The organism is Phreatobacter sp. (assembly GCF_022843985.1).
Lineage (GTDB): Bacteria > Pseudomonadota > Alphaproteobacteria > Rhizobiales > Phreatobacteraceae > Phreatobacter.
In genome coordinates this window covers 144,713-163,495 of sequence record NZ_JALHMP010000007.1, presented here as the reverse complement: position 1 = coordinate 163,495, position 18,783 = coordinate 144,713, and the positions used below count along the sequence as shown (strand labels likewise).

The 18,783-nt window shown below is 67.9% G+C and carries 19 protein-coding genes and 1 tRNA gene; 13 read left to right on the top strand and 7 right to left on the bottom strand.

Features of this window, described 5'->3' with window-relative positions; translation table 11 throughout:
* Positions 1 to 46: 46 nt before the first annotated feature.
* Entirely contained in the window at positions 47 to 820 is a 774-nt protein-coding gene (locus Q0C57_RS07230; protein WP_296574192.1) for a L,D-transpeptidase, read from the bottom strand.
* 353 nt (positions 821 to 1,173) lie between these two features.
* On the opposite strand from Q0C57_RS07230, the gene Q0C57_RS07225 reads away from it, so the two are divergent.
* Entirely contained in the window at positions 1,174 to 1,893 is a 720-nt protein-coding gene (locus Q0C57_RS07225) for a protein phosphatase CheZ (protein ID WP_296574189.1), read from the top strand.
* Positions 1,894 to 1,921: 28 nt separating this feature from the next.
* Here Q0C57_RS07225 and Q0C57_RS07220 read toward each other — a convergent pair whose 3' ends face one another.
* The 6 genes from Q0C57_RS07220 to tsaD form a co-directional block, all read right to left on the bottom strand.
* Positions 1,922 to 3,133 carry a CaiB/BaiF CoA-transferase family protein gene (locus Q0C57_RS07220; RefSeq protein ID WP_296574186.1) on the bottom strand — a complete coding sequence of 404 codons (1,212 nt, stop codon included), beginning with the start codon at positions 3,131 to 3,133 and terminating at the stop codon, positions 1,922 to 1,924.
* Positions 3,134 to 3,249: 116 nt separating this feature from the next.
* Positions 3,250 to 3,867, bottom strand: coding sequence for a trans-aconitate 2-methyltransferase (locus Q0C57_RS07215; RefSeq protein ID WP_296574183.1), 618 nt, complete (start codon positions 3,865 to 3,867; stop codon positions 3,250 to 3,252).
* Positions 3,868 to 3,891: 24 nt separating this feature from the next.
* On the bottom strand, positions 3,892 to 4,314 hold the full coding sequence (locus Q0C57_RS07210; protein ID WP_296574181.1) for an EVE domain-containing protein: 423 nt from the start codon (positions 4,312 to 4,314) through the stop codon (positions 3,892 to 3,894).
* Positions 4,315 to 4,605, bottom strand: coding sequence for a hypothetical protein (locus Q0C57_RS07205; RefSeq protein ID WP_296574177.1), 291 nt, complete (start codon positions 4,603 to 4,605; stop codon positions 4,315 to 4,317).
* A 37-nt stretch (positions 4,606 to 4,642) separates the two neighbouring features.
* Positions 4,643 to 5,635 carry an NAD(P)H-dependent glycerol-3-phosphate dehydrogenase gene (locus Q0C57_RS07200; RefSeq protein ID WP_296574172.1) on the bottom strand — a complete coding sequence of 331 codons (993 nt, stop codon included), beginning with the start codon at positions 5,633 to 5,635 and terminating at the stop codon, positions 4,643 to 4,645.
* 22 nt (positions 5,636 to 5,657) lie between these two features.
* A complete protein-coding gene (tsaD, locus tag Q0C57_RS07195) occupies positions 5,658 to 6,740 on the bottom strand; it encodes a tRNA (adenosine(37)-N6)-threonylcarbamoyltransferase complex transferase subunit TsaD (protein ID WP_296574169.1) in 1,083 nt (360 codons plus the stop codon).
* 94 nt (positions 6,741 to 6,834) lie between these two features.
* Here tsaD and hemC point away from each other — a divergent pair, with 94 nt between their 5' ends.
* The 12 genes from hemC (at position 6,835) to Q0C57_RS07135 (ending at position 18,757) form a co-directional block, all read left to right on the top strand.
* Positions 6,835 to 7,764: a hydroxymethylbilane synthase gene (hemC, locus tag Q0C57_RS07190; protein WP_296574166.1), complete on the top strand. Its 930-nt coding sequence runs from the start codon at positions 6,835 to 6,837 to the stop codon at positions 7,762 to 7,764.
* Positions 7,764 to 8,462, top strand: coding sequence for a uroporphyrinogen-III synthase (locus Q0C57_RS07185; protein WP_296574163.1), 699 nt, complete (start codon positions 7,764 to 7,766; stop codon positions 8,460 to 8,462). The genes hemC and Q0C57_RS07185 overlap by 1 nt, the downstream gene beginning before the upstream one ends.
* Before the next feature lie 69 nt (positions 8,463 to 8,531).
* A complete protein-coding gene (locus Q0C57_RS07180; protein ID WP_296574160.1) occupies positions 8,532 to 10,121 on the top strand; it encodes a mitofilin family membrane protein in 1,590 nt (529 codons plus the stop codon).
* Positions 10,122 to 10,130: 9 nt separating this feature from the next.
* The gene (locus Q0C57_RS07175; protein WP_296574157.1) at positions 10,131 to 11,828 is read left to right on the top strand and encodes a heme biosynthesis HemY N-terminal domain-containing protein; all 1,698 of its coding nucleotides are present in this window, start codon (positions 10,131 to 10,133) and stop codon (positions 11,826 to 11,828) included.
* 65 nt (positions 11,829 to 11,893) lie between these two features.
* A tRNA-Arg gene (locus tag Q0C57_RS07170) sits at positions 11,894 to 11,970 on the top strand.
* A 340-nt stretch (positions 11,971 to 12,310) separates the two neighbouring features.
* Positions 12,311 to 13,219, top strand: a complete 909-nt coding sequence (locus Q0C57_RS07165) for a LysR family transcriptional regulator (protein WP_296574155.1) — start codon at positions 12,311 to 12,313, stop codon at positions 13,217 to 13,219.
* A gap of 105 nt (positions 13,220 to 13,324) precedes the next feature.
* Positions 13,325 to 14,131 carry a carbon-nitrogen hydrolase family protein gene (locus tag Q0C57_RS07160; protein ID WP_296574152.1) on the top strand — a complete coding sequence of 269 codons (807 nt, stop codon included), beginning with the start codon at positions 13,325 to 13,327 and terminating at the stop codon, positions 14,129 to 14,131.
* A gap of 43 nt (positions 14,132 to 14,174) precedes the next feature.
* The gene (locus Q0C57_RS07155; protein ID WP_296574149.1) at positions 14,175 to 14,840 is read left to right on the top strand and encodes an RraA family protein; all 666 of its coding nucleotides are present in this window, start codon (positions 14,175 to 14,177) and stop codon (positions 14,838 to 14,840) included.
* Between the two features lie 60 nt (positions 14,841 to 14,900).
* On the top strand, positions 14,901 to 15,953 hold the full coding sequence (locus tag Q0C57_RS07150; protein ID WP_296574147.1) for an extracellular solute-binding protein: 1,053 nt from the start codon (positions 14,901 to 14,903) through the stop codon (positions 15,951 to 15,953).
* A gap of 39 nt (positions 15,954 to 15,992) precedes the next feature.
* Complete coding sequence (locus Q0C57_RS07145; protein ID WP_296574145.1) at positions 15,993 to 17,081, top strand: ABC transporter ATP-binding protein; 1,089 nt, start codon at positions 15,993 to 15,995, stop codon at positions 17,079 to 17,081.
* Positions 17,078 to 17,956, top strand: a complete 879-nt coding sequence (locus tag Q0C57_RS07140; RefSeq protein ID WP_296574143.1) for an ABC transporter permease — start codon at positions 17,078 to 17,080, stop codon at positions 17,954 to 17,956. Before Q0C57_RS07145 ends, Q0C57_RS07140 begins: the two co-directional genes overlap by 4 nt.
* A gap of 6 nt (positions 17,957 to 17,962) precedes the next feature.
* Positions 17,963 to 18,757 carry an ABC transporter permease gene (locus Q0C57_RS07135; protein ID WP_296574141.1) on the top strand — a complete coding sequence of 265 codons (795 nt, stop codon included), beginning with the start codon at positions 17,963 to 17,965 and terminating at the stop codon, positions 18,755 to 18,757.
* Positions 18,758 to 18,783: the final 26 nt, after the last annotated feature.

Below are 18,783 nucleotides of genomic sequence, written 5' to 3'. Positions count from 1 at the left end.
CCGCCGCAAGGACAGCCGCAGGGCCCGTGAGGCCCGGCGGCGAAGCTCACATCACCACCACCCGGGTGCCGACACGCACGCGGTTGTAGAGGTCGATGACATCCTCGTTGCGCATGCGGAAACAGCCCGAGGAGACCGCCTGGCCGATGGTCCAGGGCTCGTTGGAGCCGTGGATGCGGTAAAGCGAGGAGCCGAGATAGAGGGCCCGGGCACCGAGCGGATTGGCCGGTCCGCCCGCCATGAAGCGCGGCAGGTCCGGACGGCGGCGCAGCATCTGGGCCGGCGGGCGCCAGTCCGGCCACTCGGCCTTGCGGGTGATGGTCTTGGTCCCGGTCCAGCCGAAGCCCGGGCGGCCGATGCCGATGCCGTAGCGCATGGCGGTGCCACCGGCCTGGACAAGATAGAGGTGCCGCTCGGCGGTGTTGATCACGATCGTGCCGGGGCGATGGCTGCTCTGGAAGGTCACCTGCTGCGGCAGGAACCGCGGATCGATGCCGCGGGCCGGGGCGGAACGCGGCGCGGCCTCGCGCTGCAGCCGCGGCTCCGCCGGCCGGGGCAGCAGCGGGCGCACCGGCTCGAGATCGGGAGCGACCGTGTGCGAGGCCCTGAGATGGGCCGGCGAGGTCGGCATGCTGCGCGGCGGCGCGCCGGCGCGGTGGGCGCCGGCGATGGGACCTGTCGGCTGGCCGCCATGATAGAGGAACTCGATGAAACCGCCGCCGAGATCGCGGCGGACCCCCGCGATCTGCGCGGAGGCCTGGAAGGTCGTGCCGAAGAGGCAGAGGGCCGCAAGGGCGGCCGTCAGACGGGAAAGGGACATCGCCGAACTCTGATACGCAACACAGGGCGAGGGGTGGAACAGCCCATCATCTCGGGAGGCTTCAGCAAAGCGCCCAAAGCCGCCAGCGAATGGTAAACGCCGCGGCCGGAAACATCCTTTTCGAAGCGTCAACAGCGACAGCGTTTCATTACGGTTAAGCCCACGTAAATGAGTGCTGGATACTTGATTAAGACACCAGTTTTTTGAATAAACATATTATTAACATTAATTGTTTTTGCAGTGGACCTTGATTTTTTGGGTGAATGCGGCGGAACCGCCTCTTAACTCCCTGCCGGTACCTTTATGCAAACCGGTCGCTTTCGGCCGGAGGTTACGTCTTGCCCGGATCGTCCATGCGCGCCCAGAAAAGAGCCTTTCGCATCGAAGTGATCTCCCAGCCGGAGACTTCACCGCATTCCAAGGGAGCGCCCGCCAGCGGCGGCCATCAGGAGATCCTCTCCGAGATCAAGCAGCTGCGCGCCCTGATCCGCCCGCCGGAAGAGGTCTCGAAGCAGATGATCGAGGCCTATCGGGCGGAGATGCAGGAGGCGATGAAACTGAAGGCCGAGCTCGACCAGATCTGGCAGGCCATCGACCAGACCAAGCACGAGATCGCGACGCTGCACGTCACCGGCTTCAAGGGCAAGCAGATGACCCGCGTGACGCATGAGCTCGACGCCATCGTCACCGGCACGCAGGAGGCGACCGAGGGCATCCTTACCGCCGCCGAGGGCATTGACCAGATCGCCAGCCAGCTCGCCGCCAAGCTCAAGAGCACCCAGGATCAGGCGGCGATCGACGACATCCAGCAGAAGATCATCACCGTCTTCGAGCACTGCAACTTCCAGGACCTCACGGGACAGCGCATCACCAAGGTGGTCAATACGCTGAAGTTCATCGAGGACCGGATCGTGCGGATGATGGAGATCTGGGGAGGTCTCGACAGCTTCAAGGACATCGCGGTGGAGGGCATCAGCGAGGCGACTGGCGACGCCGCCCTGCTCAACGGTCCCAAGCTCTCCGAGGATGCCGGCCACGCCAGCCAGGACGACATCGACGCGCTCTTCAACTGAGCGCAGCGGGGCGCCGGGGCACCGACGCCTATTCCGCCGCCTTCGGCAGCGAGACACCCGCCTCGCGCAGCACCTCGGCCGTGTCCTGCCCGAGCCTGGGCGGCGCCATCCGCGTCGAGGCCGGGGTCGTCGCATAGTTCACCGGGTGCTTCATGTCGACCCAGACATAGCCGTCGGGATGGGCGTGCTTGCGGAAGAAGCCCACCGCCTTGAGATGCGGGTCCTCCATCAGATCGCCGAACCGGTTGATCGGCGCGAAGGGGATCGCCTTCTCGGTCAGGACCTTGGCCCAGTCGGCATTGGTCCGCGTCGAGACCATGGCATCCATCATGGAATAGAGTTCCTTGATGTTCACCATCCGCGCCCGGTAGGTCGAGAATTTCGGGTCGCTGTTGAGTTCCGGCCGCCCGGCCAGCACGAAGAAGTCGGTCCAGTTTCGGTCGGTATAGGGCAGGATCCCGATCCAGCCATCCTGCGACTTGTAGGGCCGCCGGTCGGGATTGTGGATGCGCCCGTAGCCGAAGCCGGTTCCCGGCGGCGGCGGATCGTAGACATGGCCGTAGAGGTTCTCGTGCATGACGTAATGTGTGTAGCACTCGAACATCGGCACCTCGACGAACTGCCCTTCACCGGTCCGCTGCTTGTGGAACAGGGCGGCCAGCACCGCCTGCACCATGAACAGCCCAACCGTCTTGTCCGCGGCCAGAGTCGGCAGGTAGCGCGGTGCCGGATTGCCGTCGACGCGGGGGAGAATGTCGGCCCCACCTGAAATCCCCTGGATGAGGTCGTCATAGGCCGGCCGGCCGGCATAGGGCCCATCCGCGCCGAAACCCGCAGCATGGATGTAGATCATGTTGGGCATGTGCGCCCTGAGGCTGTCATAGTCCATGGTCAGGCGGGCGGCCGTGTCCATCCGCATGTTGGAACAGACGACGTCGCAGGTCCGCGCCAGCGCGACGCAGGCGTCCTGGTCCTCGCGGCGCTTCAGGTCGAGCGCCACCGACTTCTTGTTCTTGTTGTACATCATGAAGAGCGGGCCCATCCCGGGGCCGGCCTCCTCCGGTCCGGCGCCCGGCCAGCGCATGATGTCCCCGCCGCCCTCGCCCGGGCTCTCCACCTTGATGATCTCGGCGCCCATGTCGCCAAGCAGCATGGTCGCATAGGGACCGAGAATGACCGAGGTGAGGTCGAGGATGCGGATGCCGGCAAGTGGTCCGCGCGGCGCGGGGGATTCGGTCATGGACAAAGCCTTCGGGAAAAGCCTTCAACGAAACGACGTTTCGACCATGATAGCTGGCAAGTCCGGTCTTGCGAAGCCGGCGTGGCAGAGACCGTGATCGGCGGCGGCAGCAGGCCTCAGATGCGGCGGAACAGGCTGAACTGGAACGATTGCGGCGCGCCCCAGGGAGTCACGTGGCCATGCGCCAGCGTCTCCAGCCGCTCGAAATCATCCCCAAGGACCGCGCCGAGGCGCGCGCCGTCATAGCGCATCACAGGCAGGCCGCTACAGCGCGCGGGGCCATCCAGGGCGAACGTCGCGATGACCGCATGGCCGCCGGGCGGCAAGGCCGCCTTCAGCGCCGCGACATAGGCCGCCCGGTCGGCGGCCTCGGTGAGGAAATGAAAGGCGGCGCGGTCATGCCAGACATCGTAGCGACGGCGCGGCTGCCAGGTCGTGACATCCGCCACCATGCCCTGGAACCCGCCGCTGGCCGGCCCCAGGCGCCGGCGCACGGTCGCCAGGGCGGCGGCCGAGAGGTCGAGAACCGACAGGTCGCGATGGCCCCGCGCCAGCAGCGCGTCGACCAGCCGCGAGGCACCACCACCGATGTCGATGATCGGCGAGGCCGCCGTCGCGCCGGCCGATGCGATCAAGGCGAGCGAGGTGGCAGGATCCTCCTGGTACCAGCTGACGTCAGATTCGCCCTTGGTCGAATAAACGGCCTCCCAGTGGCCGCCGCGGTCCCCGTCCATGCCGGCTTCCCTATCCGTAATGCTTCAGGGATCGATCCCGCCCATCGCGCAGACGATAGCCCATTCCCTGTCCGTCACCGGCTGGACCGAGAGCCGCGACAGCCTGAGGAGCGCCATGTCGGCAAGGTCGGGCGCATGTTTCACCGCTTCGAGGCTGACCGGGACCTGCAGCGGTTTCACCGCCTTGATATCGACCACCACCCAGGGCTCACCCGCCGCAGCGGTCGGGTCCGGATAGGCCTCGCGGATCACCTCGACGACGCCGACGATCTCCTTGCCCTCGTTGGAATGGTAGAAGAAGCCGCGGTCACCGGCTTTCATGCGCATCAGGTTGAGCTTGGCGGCATGATTGCGCACGCCGTCCCAGAACGTGCCCTTGTCGGCCGCCGCAACCTGCTGGTCCCAAGACCACTTGAAGGGCTCGGACTTGTAGAGCCAGTACGCCATTCACGCGCCCTCGATCTTCGGGCCGGTGGCGACGGAGGGGATGAGCTTACGGAAGGCGTCGAGCTCGGTGACGAACCGGTCGAACTCCGCCAGCGTCATGGTCGTCTTGCCGTCGGAGAGCTCGATCACCACGATCGGCTCGCCGCCCGTGCGCCGCTTCATCAACTTGGCGACGGGGAAGACCACCGAATGGCTAAGGTCGAAGGGATGGGTCTCGGCCACCAGATCGGAGCCCATGGCCTTGGTCGCGGCCTCGACCCCGCGGGCCAGCTTGTCGAAGAAATTGGTCATCGGCTGCTCCATCGCCTCCCGTTGGTCACCTGAACACTCACTCGGCCCGCTGCGGCCGCGCCATCAGCTGCACGATCGCCTGGTCGACGTCGATGATGCCGCCGAGCACGGCATCGACGGCTTCGGCGATCGGCATGTCGATGCCGGCCTCGCGGGCCTTCTCCACCAATATCTCTGCGGTGAGCGCGCCTTCCGCAAGCGCCCCCTTGCCGGAAAGAAGATCGAGTCCCTTGCCTTCGCCCAGCGCGTGGCCAAGGGCGAAGTTGCGCGACTGGACGCTTGCACAGCTGAGGATCAGGTCGCCGAGACCCGAGAGGCCCATCATTGTCTGGGCCTTGGCGCCGAAATGCGTGCCGAACCGCGTCATTTCGGCGAAGCCCCGGGCGGTGATCGCCGCCGTCGCGCTGGCACCGAGCCGGCGGCCGGCGACAATACCGGCGGCGATGGCGAGGACGTTCTTGGTTGCACCGCCGATCTCGACGCCGCGCACATCGGTGGAGTGATAGAGGCGGAAGGCCGGCGAACCGAGCGCGGCGGCGAGGCGGCGGGCGACCGCCCCCTCGGCGGCGGCGACGGTCACGGCCGTCGGCAGGCCGCGGTCGATATCGGCGGCGAAACTCGGTCCGGACAGCACGGCGGGCACGCAGGCCGGGGCGACCTCGCCGACGATGTCCGACAGGAAGCGGCCCGTGGTGCGCTCAATACCTTTGGCGCAGACGACCAGCGGCGTGCCGGGCGGGACATGCGGCACGCAGGCTGAAAGAACCGCCCGCAGCGCCTGGGCGGGGACGACCATCAGAACGATATCGGCGGCGAGCGCTTGCTCGAGCGCCGCCGTCGCGGTCACCTGGTCATGGATCTGCGCGCCCGGCAGCCGGGAAAGATTGGTGCGGCGGCCGTTGATCTCGGCCACCGTCGCCGCTTCCCGGGCCCAGAGCGAGACACGGCAGCCGGCCCGCGCCGCCACATTGGCCAGCGCCGTTCCGAAGGCTCCGGCGCCGAGAACCGCAACCCGCGTCCTGTCCGTCATCCCACCGCTCCCTTTCCGCCGCTCATGCCTTGGCCCCCAGCCGGCCCGACCCGATGGTGGTGGCGCCGGCATCGAGCGGCCAGCGCGCCCGCGGCGCCACGCCGAGCGGATCGCTGAGGCCGAGCCTCAGCCTCTCGGCGCCGGCCCAGGCGATCATCGCGCCATTGTCGGTGCACAGCTTCGGCGGCGGGACCACCAGCTGCAAGCGGGCCTCGTCCGCGGTCTTCTGCAGGACGGCCTTGAGGGTCTGGTTGGCGCCGACACCCCCGGCGACCACCAGGGCCGTGGGTTCGCCATGGCGCGCCCGGAACAGCCGGATCGCTTGCCTGCAGCGGTCGGCCACCATGTCGGCGACCGCCGCCTGGAACGAGGCGCAGAGATCGGCAACGTCCTGTGCGCAGAGCGTCCCCGACGCCGCGCGCAGGTCCTCCGCCGCCATGCGGACGGCGGTTTTCAGGCCCGACAGCGAGAAGTCCGGTTCGGGGCGGCCGTGAAGCGGCCGCGGGAAGGCGAAGCGGCGGGGATCGCCGGTCGTCGCCCGGCGCTCCACCTCAGGCCCCCCCGGATAGGGCAGGCCGAGAAGCTTGGCGACCTTGTCGAAGGCCTCGCCGATGGCGTCGTCGATCGTCGTGCCGAGCTTGGCATAGTCGCCGACACCCCTGACCGCGAGAAGCTGGGTATGGCCGCCAGAGACGAGCAGCAGCAGGAAGGGGAAGGCGACATCGTCGGTGAGCCGCGCCGTCAGGGCATGGGCCTCCAGGTGGTTGACCGCCACCAGTTGCTTGCCCAGCACCAGGGCCATGGCCTTGGCGGTGGTGAGCCCGACGAGGACGCCGCCGACGAGGCCAGGTCCCCCCGCCGCCGCCACGGCGTCGAGGTCGCCGGCGCTCACCCCGGCCACCCGCAGCGCCTCGGCCGTCACACGGTCGGCGATTTCCACATGGGCGCGCGCGGCGATCTCCGGCACCACGCCGCCATAGGGCGCATGATCCGCGATCTGGGTCCGCACGATATTCGACAGGATCGTGCCGCGCCCATCGGCGCCCACGCGCACGACCGCCGCCGCCGTCTCGTCGCAGGTGGTCTCGATTCCGAGAACCAGCATGAAGCCTCAACCTCCGCCACAGGCGGTTCGACGGGTCTTCCTGTCCGCCGATCCCTCGCTATGATCTGGGTCCCGCGTATCACCGGACCTTCCCATGGCGCAATCGCCCTTCCTCCGCATCGGCACCCGAGGCTCCGCCCTGGCGCTCGCCCAGGCCCACCTGGTCCGACGCCTCCTGTCGCAAGCCCACGGCGTTGCGGAAGACGAGATCGCCGTCGAGATCATCAAGACCACCGGTGACGCCATCCTCGACCGGCCCCTGTCGGAAGCCGGCGGCAAGGGGCTCTTCACCAAGGAGATCGAGGAGCAGCTGCTCGATGGCCGCATCGATCTCGCCGTCCATTCCTCCAAGGACATGCCGACCACCCTGCCCGAGGGCCTCGGCCTCGTCTGCTTCCTCGCGCGCGAGGATGTGCGCGACGGATTCATCGGCCGCGCCGCGACCACGCTCGCCGGCCTGCCGAAGGGCGCGGTGGTGGGCTCCTCCTCGCTGCGCCGGCAGGCGCAGATACGGCGGGAGCGGCCGGACCTTGAGGTGATCACCTTCCGCGGCAACGTCCAGACCAGGCTCGCCAAGCTCAATGCCGGCGACGTCGCGGGCACCATGCTCGCCATGGCCGGTCTGAACCGCCTCGGGATCGCCCACGAGGTCACCGAAATCGTCGCGACGGAGCGCTTCCTGCCCGCCGTCGGCCAGGGCGCCATCGGCATCGAGACCCGGCTCGACGACACCCGGACGCGCGACCTGCTCGCCCCGCTCGACCATCCGCCGACCGCCCTCGCCCTCGCTGCCGAGCGGGCCTTCCTCGCCATTCTCGACGGCTCCTGCCGCACGCCCATCGCAGGCCTTGCGCGCCTCGAAGGGGACGCCCTGTCCTTTACCGGCGAGATCCTCCGGCCCGACGGCAGCGAGAGCCACGTGGCGGCGCGCTCCGGAACCTCGGGCGACGCCGTCGCCCTCGGGCGCGACGCTGGCGCCGAACTCAAGGGGCGCGCCGGCGCCGGATTCTTCGGAACCCACTGATGCGCGTCCTCGTGACGCGGCCCGAACCGGAGGCCTCCCGGACGGCCGGGGCCCTGGCGAGGCGCGGCCACGAGGCGGTGGTGGCGCCGCTCTTCGTCGCCGAGCCGGTCGCGGCGGAGATCGATGGGCCCTTTGCCGCGCTGGCCGTCACCAGCCCCCGCACGATCGCCATGATGCCCGCGGACAGGCGCGGCGCGCTGGCAGGGCTTCCCGCCTTTGCCGTTGGTGACCGCACGGCCGGGGCGCTGGCCGCGGCCGGCTTCAGCGACATCCGCTCCGCGGCGGGGGACCTGCGTGCCCTGGCGACGCTCATTGCGGCTGCCGGTCTTCCCCGCGGCGCCCGAGTTCTCCATCCTGGCGGCGAGGACCGGGCCGGCGACCTCGCCAAGGCCCTTGCTCCGTCCGGGCTCGCCGTCGTCGCTGCCGTCATCTACCGGATGACGCCGGCAGCCGCGTGGCCGGAGGCTGCGGCGGAAAACCTGGCGGGTGGAACCCTCGACGCCGTGCTACACTTTTCGCCGCGCGCCTCAGAGGTCTTCTGCGACCTGTGCCTTACCCGGGGATGGGCTGCCGAGGCCCGCCGCCTCCGTCATCTCTGCCTGTCACCGGCAGTGGCGGCGATGCTGGAACCTCTCGCCGCCTCATGCGTCATGAGCGCTCAGCGGCCCGACGAGACCGCCCTCCTCGACGCCCTTTGACCTGACTCGGGTTGCGGCGGGGTCCGCCAGCGCGCTAAACCATCCCGAGGGGCAAGCGGGAGACAGCGGATGGCCAGTAACGACCGCCCGAGCGACGATCCGAAGCTCAAGCGTCGCGGCAAGGCCCCGACGATCACTCTTGAGGCGCAGGAAGTGGTGCCGGCGGCGACCGTCGCGCCGGCTCACGCCGCGACGGCCGAGACAGCCCCCGAAGCGGCTCCGGACAGCATGCCGGTGCCTGAAGCGGTGGCCGCAGACGTCGCGGTGAGCAACGCTCCTGCCGCAACGGCAACGCCAGCCGACGCCCCGGTCGCGACCCAGGAGCCGGCCACGGCACCGACCGCTGCGGGTGCCGTCCCGGAGGAACCTACGCCCCAATCCGCTGGGCAAGCCGATCGCGCTCCGTCGATGGCCTCTGACCGGGATGCGCCGCGCGAGCCATCGCCGCCCGACCATCACGCGGCGGTCGCCCCACCGGAAGCGCCGGCCCCGGCTGGTCCCGGTTTCGGCCAGCTCGCCGCCGCCGGCCTGATCGGAGCCCTTCTGACCGGCGGCCTCGCCGTCGGCGCCCAGATGGCCGGCTACTGGCCAGCCGGTGCCGCCCGCCAGGACAACGCGGCCCTCGAACAGCGCCTCGCCGCGCTTGACGGCCAGGTCCGCCAGATCGTGGCGCGCCCGGCGGCACCCGCTTCCGGCCCTGCCGCCGCACCAGTCGACCTCGCGCCTGTCACCCGCCGCATCGAGGCCCTCGACACGGCGCGCGCCAGTCTGGACTCCCGCCTCGCCGCACTCGAACAGCGGCAGGCCCCAACAGGCGGCGGATCGGCCGCAACCGCCGCGGCGCCGGTCGTCGATCTGGCGCCCCTGAGGACCGAGATCGACGCCCTCAAGACCGCCGTCGAGGCTGTTGCCGCGGCCCAGCGCGCCACGCCGCCCGCGCCGTCGACCGCCCCTTCCATCGACATGGCGCGCGTTGAGGCGCGGATCGCCGCGCTGACCGCGCCGCAGTCCGGCCGTATCGCCGAGATCGGCAGCGCCCTCCAGCTGCTCGAGGCCGAGGTGAAGGCGACAGCGGCCTCTGGCGCCGCCCTCACGGAGAAGGTCGCGGCACTCGAAGCGGGACGGGCGCAGGCGGGCGATTCCAGCCGGCGTGCCGCCCTTGTCGTGGGGCTTGGCGCGCTGCGTGCCGCCGTCGACCGCGGCCAGCCCTTTGTCGCGGAACTGCGGATGGCGGGCGCCCTCGGCCTGCCCGCCGAGGCCGTGGGCGCCCTGCAACCCCATGCGGAACGCGGCCTCGCTGCGACGGGCGCCCTTGCCCAGCGCTTCGCTGCACTGGCGCCGGCACTGCTGCGCGCCGCACCCGGCCCCGCAGCCGACGGCACGATGCTCGAACGCCTGACGGCAAGCGCGCAGAACCTCGTCCGTATCCGCCCGGTGGGCGAGGCGGCCGGCGACGACGTGCCGTCTGCGGTCGCCCGCATCGAGGCGAAACTCCGCCGCGCCGACCTTGCCGGAGCGTTGGCCGATTTCGACCGGCTGCCGGAACCGGTCCGGGCTCTGGGGGCCGACTGGGCCGCCGAAGCCCGCGCCCGTGCCGCCGCCGAATCCGCTCTGCGCCGCCTGTCGACCGATGCCGCCAGCGCCCTGAGCGGAGGCTGAGGAGAGATCATGATCCGCCTAGTCCTCTTCCTCGTCCTTCTCGGCGCGCTTGGCTTCGGCGCCGCCTGGATGGCCGATCAGCCCGGCACCGTCTCCATCCTCTGGCTCGGCCGCCAGATCGAATTCGAGGTTCTCACAGGCTTGATCGCCCTGGTGGTGGCCGCCGCCCTGGTGATGGCCGTGATCGGCCTCACCCGCTGGCTGATCGCCAGCCCGGCGCTCGCCGCCCGCGCACTGCGCCGCAGGCGCCGACGCAAGGGCACCGAGGCGATCAGCCGGGGCATCATCGCCATCGGCGCCGGCGACCGGCGCAGTGCCGAGCGCCACGCCGCCGAGGCCGCAAAATATGCGCCCGACCAGCCGCTGACCCTGCTGCTCAAGGCGCAGACGGCCCAACTCGCCGGCGACCGCGGTGGCGCCGAACAGGCGTTCCGCGCCATGCTCGGCGCGCCCGAGACCAGGCTTCTTGGGCTGCGCGGGCTCTATGTGGAAGCGCAGCGCCGATCCGACACGGTCGCCGCGCGCGCCATCGCCGACGAGGCAATCCGGGAATCGGCCTCGGCCGGATGGGCCGCCCAGGCGATCCTGGAGAGCCAGACGCTGAGCGGCGACTGGGACGGCGCACTGACCAGCATCGAGAAGCACTATGCGGCCCGGGTCATCGACAAGGACCAGGCCAGGCGTCGCCGCGCCGTTCTGCTCACCGCCAAGGCCATCGCCCTTGAGGACCGCGACCCCGTCGCCGCCAAGGCCCTGGCGATCGAGGCGCACGGGCTGGCGCCGACCCTCGTCCCGGCAGCCGTGGTGGCCGGCCGCCTTCTCGCCGCCGACGGCGATGCGCGCAAAGCCTCACGGGTGATCGAGGCGGCCTGGAAGGCAACGCCGCATCCGGACCTCGCCGAGGTCTATTGCCATGCCCGACGGGGCGATGCGCGCCTCGACGAACTGAAGCGCGTCGAATATCTCGCCCGCCTCGTCCCCTCCCATCCCGAGGGCCTGATGGCCATCGCCCGCGCCGCCATCGATGCGGGCGAGTTCGCCGTCGCCCGGCGCGCCCTTGACGACATCGCCGCCACGGCGACACCGACCCAGCGGGCTTGCCTGCTGCAGGCCGAGATCAGCGCCAAGGAACACGGCGATCACGGGCGCGCCCGCGAATGGATGGCCCGGGCGCTGCGCGCCGCGCGCGATCCGGTCTGGACCGCCGACGGCCAGGCGAGCGACGTCTGGCTGCCGGCCTCGCTGGTGACCGGCCGCCTCGACGCCTTTGAGTGGAAGGTTCCCGTCGCCGAGATCGGTGGACCAGTGCTGCAGGTCGACGATGTCCTCGCCGATCATCACGAGGCGGAACAGCCGGCACCGCCGGTCCTGGCGCCCGTCATCGAGCTGGCCCCGGTGGCGGTCGAACCGGTGACGGCGCCTAAGGCGGCGAATGAGCCGGAGGTTCAGCCTGCACCGGTCGCACTGCCGCCTGAGCCGGTGGTGACGGCCGAGGAGGAGAGGCAGGCCGCGCCCGCATCGAAGAGGGTGGAGGCGGCCGCCCAGCCTCCGGCCGAGCCGGCCAACGACCCGGCGCCTGCGGCCGCGAGCCGCCCGAAGATCGTTCCAACCGAAACCGTCTTCCCGATGGCCCGCCCGCCGGATGATCCAGGTCCCGAGCAGCCGGCGCCCGCGCCGCCAAAGCGGAGCTCCTTCTTCGGCGCCTGATCGGGGCTGTCAGGTGCTTTCACGGCTTGCCGCCCGGCCGGCCGGCGTGAGATAGAAGGCGCGCCGGTCCCGTAGCTCAGCAGGATAGAGCAGCGGTTTCCTAAACCGAAGGTCAGGGGTTCGAATCCCTTCGGGACCGCCAATGCCTATTGATCTTGCTGAGAAAAATCGGCTGTATCGCGACTTGCTCTAACGCTTACCCCAATTGCGTTTCGGCATGGGTTTCGGCTCGCCGTCGCAAAGCCGGCCCCCCGTGCGGGCGTTGGCCTGCCTCAGCGGGCCATCGCGCGCAGACCAGGCCTGATGGTAAGTCGGCTTTCGGGCTCATTGCGAACATCCGGAATGTCCGTTTTCGGCTCCGGCAGATTATTGGAGAATTTTGCACGTGTAGCGCGGCCTCGGGGGTAGAGGCACAGCGCCTTCGGGGCGCTGCTGACGGGCGCGCATTGCAAGGCGAGCGAATGTGACGGACAGTTCGCGCCATGAACCTGCGTTTTCTCGAGACCTTCCTGATGGTCGCCCGCCTCAAGAGTTTTTCCGCGGCAGGCGAACGGATGAATACGACGCAAGCGGCCGTCTCCAGCCGCATCGCCACCCTGGAGCGCCAATTGGGCGTACGCCTGTTCGAACGCGACATGCGGTCGGTGGTCCTGACGCCTCACGGATTGAGTGCGCTCGCGCGGGCCGAGGAGATCGTCAAACTGGTGGCCGAATTCCGCACCGGGATCGGATCGCCGGCGACCCTCAGCGGGACCATCGCGATCGGCACGGTCGACACGATCGTCTACACGTGGCTTCCCCGCTTGCTCGACCAGATGAAGGCGACATACCCCCATGTCAGCCTCGACCTGACGGTCGACACGAGCCGCAACATAGCCGAACTCATCCGCGACGGGAGCGTCGACCTCGGGATCCTGATGGGCCCCGTCATGGATGAAACCTTGCAGAGCATCGAAGTCTGCAGCTTCGAATGCGCTTGGTTTGCGTCAGCCAAGCTCGGCCTGCCAGCGCGGCTCGAACTGTCCGATGTCATCCTTCATCCCCTGTTCGCCTATTCGAAGGGATCGCAGCCGCATCAGGCCATCCTGCGCCTTCTGGAACAGCATGGCGTCCCGTCAAACCAGGCGCGCATCTACAATTCCAACTCGATCGCCACGATGATCCGGCTCCTCTGCGACAGCGGCGGCATCGCCGCCCTGCCCGCGCCCATGGTCGAGGATCATCCCGACGTGGCGCGACTTGCACGCATCAACGTCAATGTTGTCCTGCCGCCGATGCGGTTCCATGTGGTCTATGGAGAGAGCGCGGCGAACCCCATCCCGGCGACGATCGCGCGAATGGCCCAGCGCATCGCCGCCGAATTCGACGCGCAACGATGTGCAGGTCCCTGACGCTTGGGCAGCTATCGATTTTTCTTGTAGCTCCGGACAAGTTTTTCAGTGTTGCCGACCCTCGGACCCCATGGTTAGCTTCATGACGCACCCGGGGGATCGGCCATGAAAGTTGGCGTCGTTCAGATGAATTCGCAGGATGACAAGGCGGAAAATATCGCCGTGGCATCCAGTTTGGTGGCAAAATGCGCCGAAGACGGCGCGCGGCTCATCGTGCTGCCGGAGTACTTCGCCTATTTGGGATCGAGCCCCGACAGTGCGCGGGCGAGCGCCGAGACGCCGCCGCATGGCGATGCTTATGCGGCGATGAAAGCGCTGGCGGCCAAGCACAAGGTGACCTTGCATGCCGGCTCGATCGTCGAGCAGGACGGCAACCAGTTCTACAACACCTCGCTGGTCTTCGGCCCTGACGGCGAGGAGAAGGCGCGCTATCGCAAGATCCATCTCTTTGATGTCGACGTCCCCGGCGGCGCCCGATACCGGGAGTCGGACATGGTCGGCCGGGGCGACAAGATCGTTACCTATGACGCGGACGATGTCACGGTGGGCTGCACGATCTGCTACGATCTGCGCTTCGCCGAGCTCTTCCGCGCCCTACGGGACAAGGGTGCCAAGGTGATTGTGCTGCCGGCTGCCTTCACCTTGATGACCGGCAAGGACCATTGGGAAGTGCTGCTGCGCGCCCGTGCCATCGAGACGCAGTGCTGGATCATCGCCTCGGCCCAGATCTTCAACCACGCTGATGGCAAGAAGGCCTGCTACGGTCATTCCATGATCATCGACCCCTGGGGCCATGTCACCGCGATGGTTCCCGACCAGGTCGGCGCGACGACAGCCGTACTCGACTTCGACCGTCAGGATTCGATCCGCGCCAATCTGCCGGTCGCCCACCACCACGTGCTGCCGCTCTGAATCCGCGACTTCCGCAACCCGCACCGACACAGGGCTGGCCTTCATGTTCGTGATCAAACCGATGCCGGACCAGATTCCGGACGATCTCGTCACCCTGCTGGAGCAGGTCGAGACGGCAACGGTCGGCCACGTGCTTCACTCCGGCTTCGTCGACCGCCAGATTCGGGCGGTGCTGCCGAACAAGCGTGTTGCCGGAACGGCTGTCACCATCCGAATTCCGCATGCGGACTCGGCGCTGCTCCATTGGCTGACGGCCCATGTTCGCCCCGGTGACATCGTCCTCGTCGACCGCTGTGGAGATGATCGTCATGCGTGCTGGGGTGGCGTGATCACCAATTGCATGAAGATGGCGGGCGTCAAGGCCGGCGTGGTCGACGGGCCGGCAACCGATTTTTCCGAGTTCACGCGTGTCGACATGCCGATGTGGTGCCGCGGACCGTCTGCGATCACCACGAAGCTTCTGGGGTCGGAGGGGGCGGTCAATGTGCCGATCAGTGTCGGCGGTCAGGTGGTCAACCCCGGTGATGCGATCCTCTGCGACGAGAGCGGGGTGATCGTGCTCGATCCCCTGCAGGCACGGGCCATCGCCGAAAAGGCGATCGCCATGCAGAAGAATGAACTGGTTCTGCTTGAGAGGTTGCGGAAGGGCGAAAAGCTTCCCGATATTTCCGGCGCACGAGCCATGGTCGAAGCGAAACTCGCACCCTGATTCAGCCGAACGCCACTTCACCCGGGGTCATCACCCGATCATCGCACGAGGGGACTGAACATGAAACGCAGAACATTCGTCGCCGCCACGACATCGCTGATCGTTGCCCCTTGGATCAACCGGGCATCGGCACAACAGCCGGTCACCATCAACGTCATGGCCTATACGGGCCTGTTCCAGGATCGCTACACCGCGGCGGTCGTCGAGCCTTTCATGCGGGCCAATCCGGGCATCCGGGTCAACTATTCGCCGCTGCCGAACTCGGCGGCCATGATCGGCCAGTTGCGCGCCCAGCGCGCGGCGCCGCAGGTCGATGTGGTCATCCTCGACGTCACGGTGGCCAAGGTCGGCACGGACGAGGGCATTTTCTCCCGTCTTGACGCCACGGCGATCCCGGAGATCAACGAGCTCTATCCCAATGCCCGGTTTCCGAATGTCGGCGGCGTTGCCGTGACATTTGATAATCTCGTCATGATCTACAACACCGACGCCGTGAAGCCGCCGCCGACCTCGCTCCTCGACATGGCGACCGCGGCCATGCGTGGCCGTGTGGCGATCCCCGGTCTTCCCGACATTCAGGGCATGTCGCTGGTCATGATCCTCGACAAGCTCAATGGCGGCCCGGGCGTGGAAGGGCGTTTCGCCAAGGGCATCGAAGCCATGGCGCCGATCGCCCCCAATGTGCAGACCTGGGAACCGCGCCCGGATGTCTATGCGCCGATCATCAACGGCCAGGCAGCGATCGGCATCGGCTGGAATGCCCGCGCCCAGGTCAATGCCGACACGTCGAACGGCAAGCTCGCCGCGCTGATCCCGAAAGAGGGAACCGTCTTCCAGATCAACGTGATCAACCAGGTCCAGGGAGCCCCGCAGGCACAGGCTGCACAGCGGTTCATCTCCTATGCCCTGTCCGCACCGGCACAGAAGGCCTTCACCGAATCGATGTTCTACGCGCCGACCAATGCCAAGGCGGAGATTGCGCCGAGCGCGATCGACCGGACGGCCGTCAAATTCCTCGACCGCGTCGTTCCCGTCGATTGGATCGCGGTCGCAGGTGTGCGCGACCAGATCATGGACCAGTGGCGCAGGCGGGTGATCCCGCTCTCGCGCTGATCCTCGCCCAGCATGCCCGTAAAGGATCTTGGAAATCTCGTGACGATACAGAATGGGGACGAAGCGGCGGCACCCGACCGCTTCCTGTCGCTCCAGGCACTGACCAAGCGTTACGGCGATACTGCCGCCGTTGACGCCGTCGACCTCGATGTGCGGAAGGGCGAGTTTCTTGCCATGCTCGGCCCCTCGGGCTGTGGCAAGACAACGACGCTGCGGATGATCGCCGGGCTGGTGCCGACGACGGCCGGTCAGATCGTCGTCGCCGGGCGCGATCTGACCAACGTGCCCCCCTACCAACGGGACATGGGGCTGGTGTTCCAGAGCTATGCCCTGTTTCCGCACATGAGTGTCGCCGCCAACGTCGCCTTCGGGCTGGAGATGCGCGGGATGGCCAAGGCCGATATCCGCGCGCGGGTGGCTGAAGCGCTCCAGCTGGTCCGGCTGACCGGCTACGAGGACCGTCGGCCGGGTCAGTTGTCGGGTGGCCAGCAACAGCGCGTCGCCCTGGCAAGGGCGCTGGTCATTCGTCCCTTGATCCTCTTGCTCGACGAACCTCTATCGAACCTCGACGCGAAGCTGCGCGAGGAAATGCGCAATGAGATCCGGGACATCCAGCGGCGGCTCGGCACGACGGCGCTGTTCGTGACCCACGACCAGGACGAGGCCCTGACCATGGCGGACCGGGTGGTCGTCATGAACAAGGGGCGTATCGAGCAGACCGGGACGCCCGAAGATCTTTACGAGCGGCCGCGCACCGCCTTTGTCGCGGCGTTCGTCGGACGGACCAACCGGTTCCCCGGAACCGGGGCAGGCGACGTCGTGCATGTCGGGGGTGTCACGATGCGCTGCGCGCGCCCTGTGACCGGCCCCGTCGAAGTCATGATCCGTCCGCATCGAATCCATCTCGATGGTGCCGGCGACAGGCGCGCCGACGACAACCATGCGGCAGGAACCATCATCCGGACGACCTATGCCGGCAATGTCGTGCAGTATGACGTCCAGGCAGGCGATACCGTCTTCAATGTCGAGCAGTCGACAGATGCGACCGGAGCGATCGTCGGCGTCGGCACGGCCGTGACATTGTCCTGGTCGGTCGCCAACACCCTGGTGTTCGAGGCCGCCCCATGAGCGCGGCGGCAACCGCCCAGGGCCCTGATCAAAGCCGGCGCGGCACGACCTTCGCCGCTACGACCTTGCTGGTGCCGATCCTCCTGATCAATGCGATCGGCTTCATGCTGCCGGTCGCCAACCTCGCGGTCATCTCCGTCTCCGAAATCCGTTCGAGCGGCGCGATGACCGGCGGATGGTCGATCGCCAAATGGACGACGGTGGCCACGGACCCCTTTTACTGGGAGCTTCTGGCCAACACGGTCAGAACCAGCCTGATTGTCACCATCCTGACCCTGATCGTCTCCTATCCGATCGCACTGTGCCTCCACCGGATGAGCGGGGCCTGGAAAAGCATTCTGCTGGTTTTGGTAATCTCGCCGCTGCTGTTGTCGTCGGTCGTGCGCACTTACGGATGGATCGCCATCCTGTCCGACCGAGGACTGGTGAATTCGGCGCTCGCCGCACTGGGGGCGCAGGAGCCGCTGCGGCTGATGTTCAACCAGAACGGCGTGATCATCGGTCTGACCGAGATCCTCATGCCCTATATGATCCTTGCCCTGCTGGCCGGCTTCGGCCGCCTCGATCCGCGGGTGGAAGAAGCGGCCGCGACGCTCGGCGCCCCGCCCTACCGCGTGTTCTGGCGGGTCGTGCTGCCCCTGTCGCTTCCAGGTGTGGCCCTCGGCTCGCTCCTGACCTTCGTCCTGGCGATTTCCTCCTTCATCACACCGAAGCTTCTGGGAGGGGGCCGCGTTTTTCTCCTGGCGACCGAGGTCTATGATCAGGCGATCGTCACACTCGACTGGCCGCTCGCAGCGACCTTGTCGATCATCGTACTGGTGGTGTTCGGCCTCGCCCTGGCCGTGTACACCCGCATTCTCCGTCAGATCGGGTGAGCTGCCGTGGATGAACGCCCGATATCCCGTGTCCTGATCTGGCTGGCGAGCGCGTCGTTCCTGTTTCTGCTCGCGCCGGTCCTGATCGTCATTCCCCTGTCGTTCTCCGGCGACGTGTTCATGTCGTTCCCGCCGAGCAGCTGGAGCCTGCGCTGGTATGCGTCGATCGGCCAGCACCCGAAGATGATCGATGCCTTCTTCTTCAGCCTCCAGCTCGCCGGCGCCGTCACGGCTGTGAACCTGGTTATCGCTGTGCCGGCGGCCTATGCGCTGGTACGGCTGGCGCCCCCCGGTGCTGCGACGCTGATGAGCGTGCTGACGGCGCCATTACTCCTGCCGACCATCGTGCTGGCGTTGGCCATGCTCATCGTCGCGGCGCGGGCCGGCCTGCTCGCGACCCCCCAGGGCCTGTTCCTTGCCCACCTGGTGGTGACCCTGCCCTATGCCCTTAGGATCATCTCAACCGCGCTGGCAACGGTGCCGGTTGCCGTTGAGGAGGCCGCAGCTACCCTCGGCGCGACGCCCCTGACCGTGTTTCGCCGGGTGACGCTGCCGCTGATCATCCCCGGCCTCGTCGCCGCCGGTGCCCTGTCGTTCCTCGTATCGTTCGACGAGGTGGTGTTGTCGCTGTTCATGTCCGGGCCGCGCCTGTCGACGCTGCCGGTCGAGATGTATCACCACGTCGAGTCGCGCGCCGATCCGCTTGTCGCGGCGATATCGGTGCTGCTCGTCCTGTTCACGCTCCTGATCGTGATCGTCGTCGATCGTTCGCTCGGGCTTGCCAGAACCTTCGTCCGATAGGTCCGAAAAGCCACCACGCCTGTCGT

Coding starts and splice junctions, on each gene's coding strand:
- Q0C57_RS07230 (WP_296574192.1), bottom strand. CDS start 820: ATGTCCCTTTCCCGTCTGACGGCCGCCCTTGCGGCCCTCTGCCTCTTC.
- Q0C57_RS07225 (WP_296574189.1), top strand. CDS start 1,174: ATGCGCGCCCAGAAAAGAGCCTTTCGCATCGAAGTGATCTCCCAGCCG.
- Q0C57_RS07220 (WP_296574186.1), bottom strand. CDS start 3,133: ATGACCGAATCCCCCGCGCCGCGCGGACCACTTGCCGGCATCCGCATC.
- Q0C57_RS07215 (WP_296574183.1), bottom strand. CDS start 3,867: ATGGACGGGGACCGCGGCGGCCACTGGGAGGCCGTTTATTCGACCAAG.
- Q0C57_RS07210 (WP_296574181.1), bottom strand. CDS start 4,314: ATGGCGTACTGGCTCTACAAGTCCGAGCCCTTCAAGTGGTCTTGGGAC.
- Q0C57_RS07205 (WP_296574177.1), bottom strand. CDS start 4,605: ATGACCAATTTCTTCGACAAGCTGGCCCGCGGGGTCGAGGCCGCGACC.
- Q0C57_RS07200 (WP_296574172.1), bottom strand. CDS start 5,635: ATGACGGACAGGACGCGGGTTGCGGTTCTCGGCGCCGGAGCCTTCGGA.
- tsaD (WP_296574169.1), bottom strand. CDS start 6,740: ATGCTGGTTCTCGGAATCGAGACCACCTGCGACGAGACGGCGGCGGCG.
- hemC (WP_296574166.1), top strand. CDS start 6,835: ATGGCGCAATCGCCCTTCCTCCGCATCGGCACCCGAGGCTCCGCCCTG.
- Q0C57_RS07185 (WP_296574163.1), top strand. CDS start 7,764: ATGCGCGTCCTCGTGACGCGGCCCGAACCGGAGGCCTCCCGGACGGCC.
- Q0C57_RS07180 (WP_296574160.1), top strand. CDS start 8,532: ATGGCCAGTAACGACCGCCCGAGCGACGATCCGAAGCTCAAGCGTCGC.
- Q0C57_RS07175 (WP_296574157.1), top strand. CDS start 10,131: ATGATCCGCCTAGTCCTCTTCCTCGTCCTTCTCGGCGCGCTTGGCTTC.
- Q0C57_RS07165 (WP_296574155.1), top strand. CDS start 12,311: ATGAACCTGCGTTTTCTCGAGACCTTCCTGATGGTCGCCCGCCTCAAG.
- Q0C57_RS07160 (WP_296574152.1), top strand. CDS start 13,325: ATGAAAGTTGGCGTCGTTCAGATGAATTCGCAGGATGACAAGGCGGAA.
- Q0C57_RS07155 (WP_296574149.1), top strand. CDS start 14,175: ATGTTCGTGATCAAACCGATGCCGGACCAGATTCCGGACGATCTCGTC.
- Q0C57_RS07150 (WP_296574147.1), top strand. CDS start 14,901: ATGAAACGCAGAACATTCGTCGCCGCCACGACATCGCTGATCGTTGCC.
- Q0C57_RS07140 (WP_296574143.1), top strand. CDS start 17,078: ATGAGCGCGGCGGCAACCGCCCAGGGCCCTGATCAAAGCCGGCGCGGC.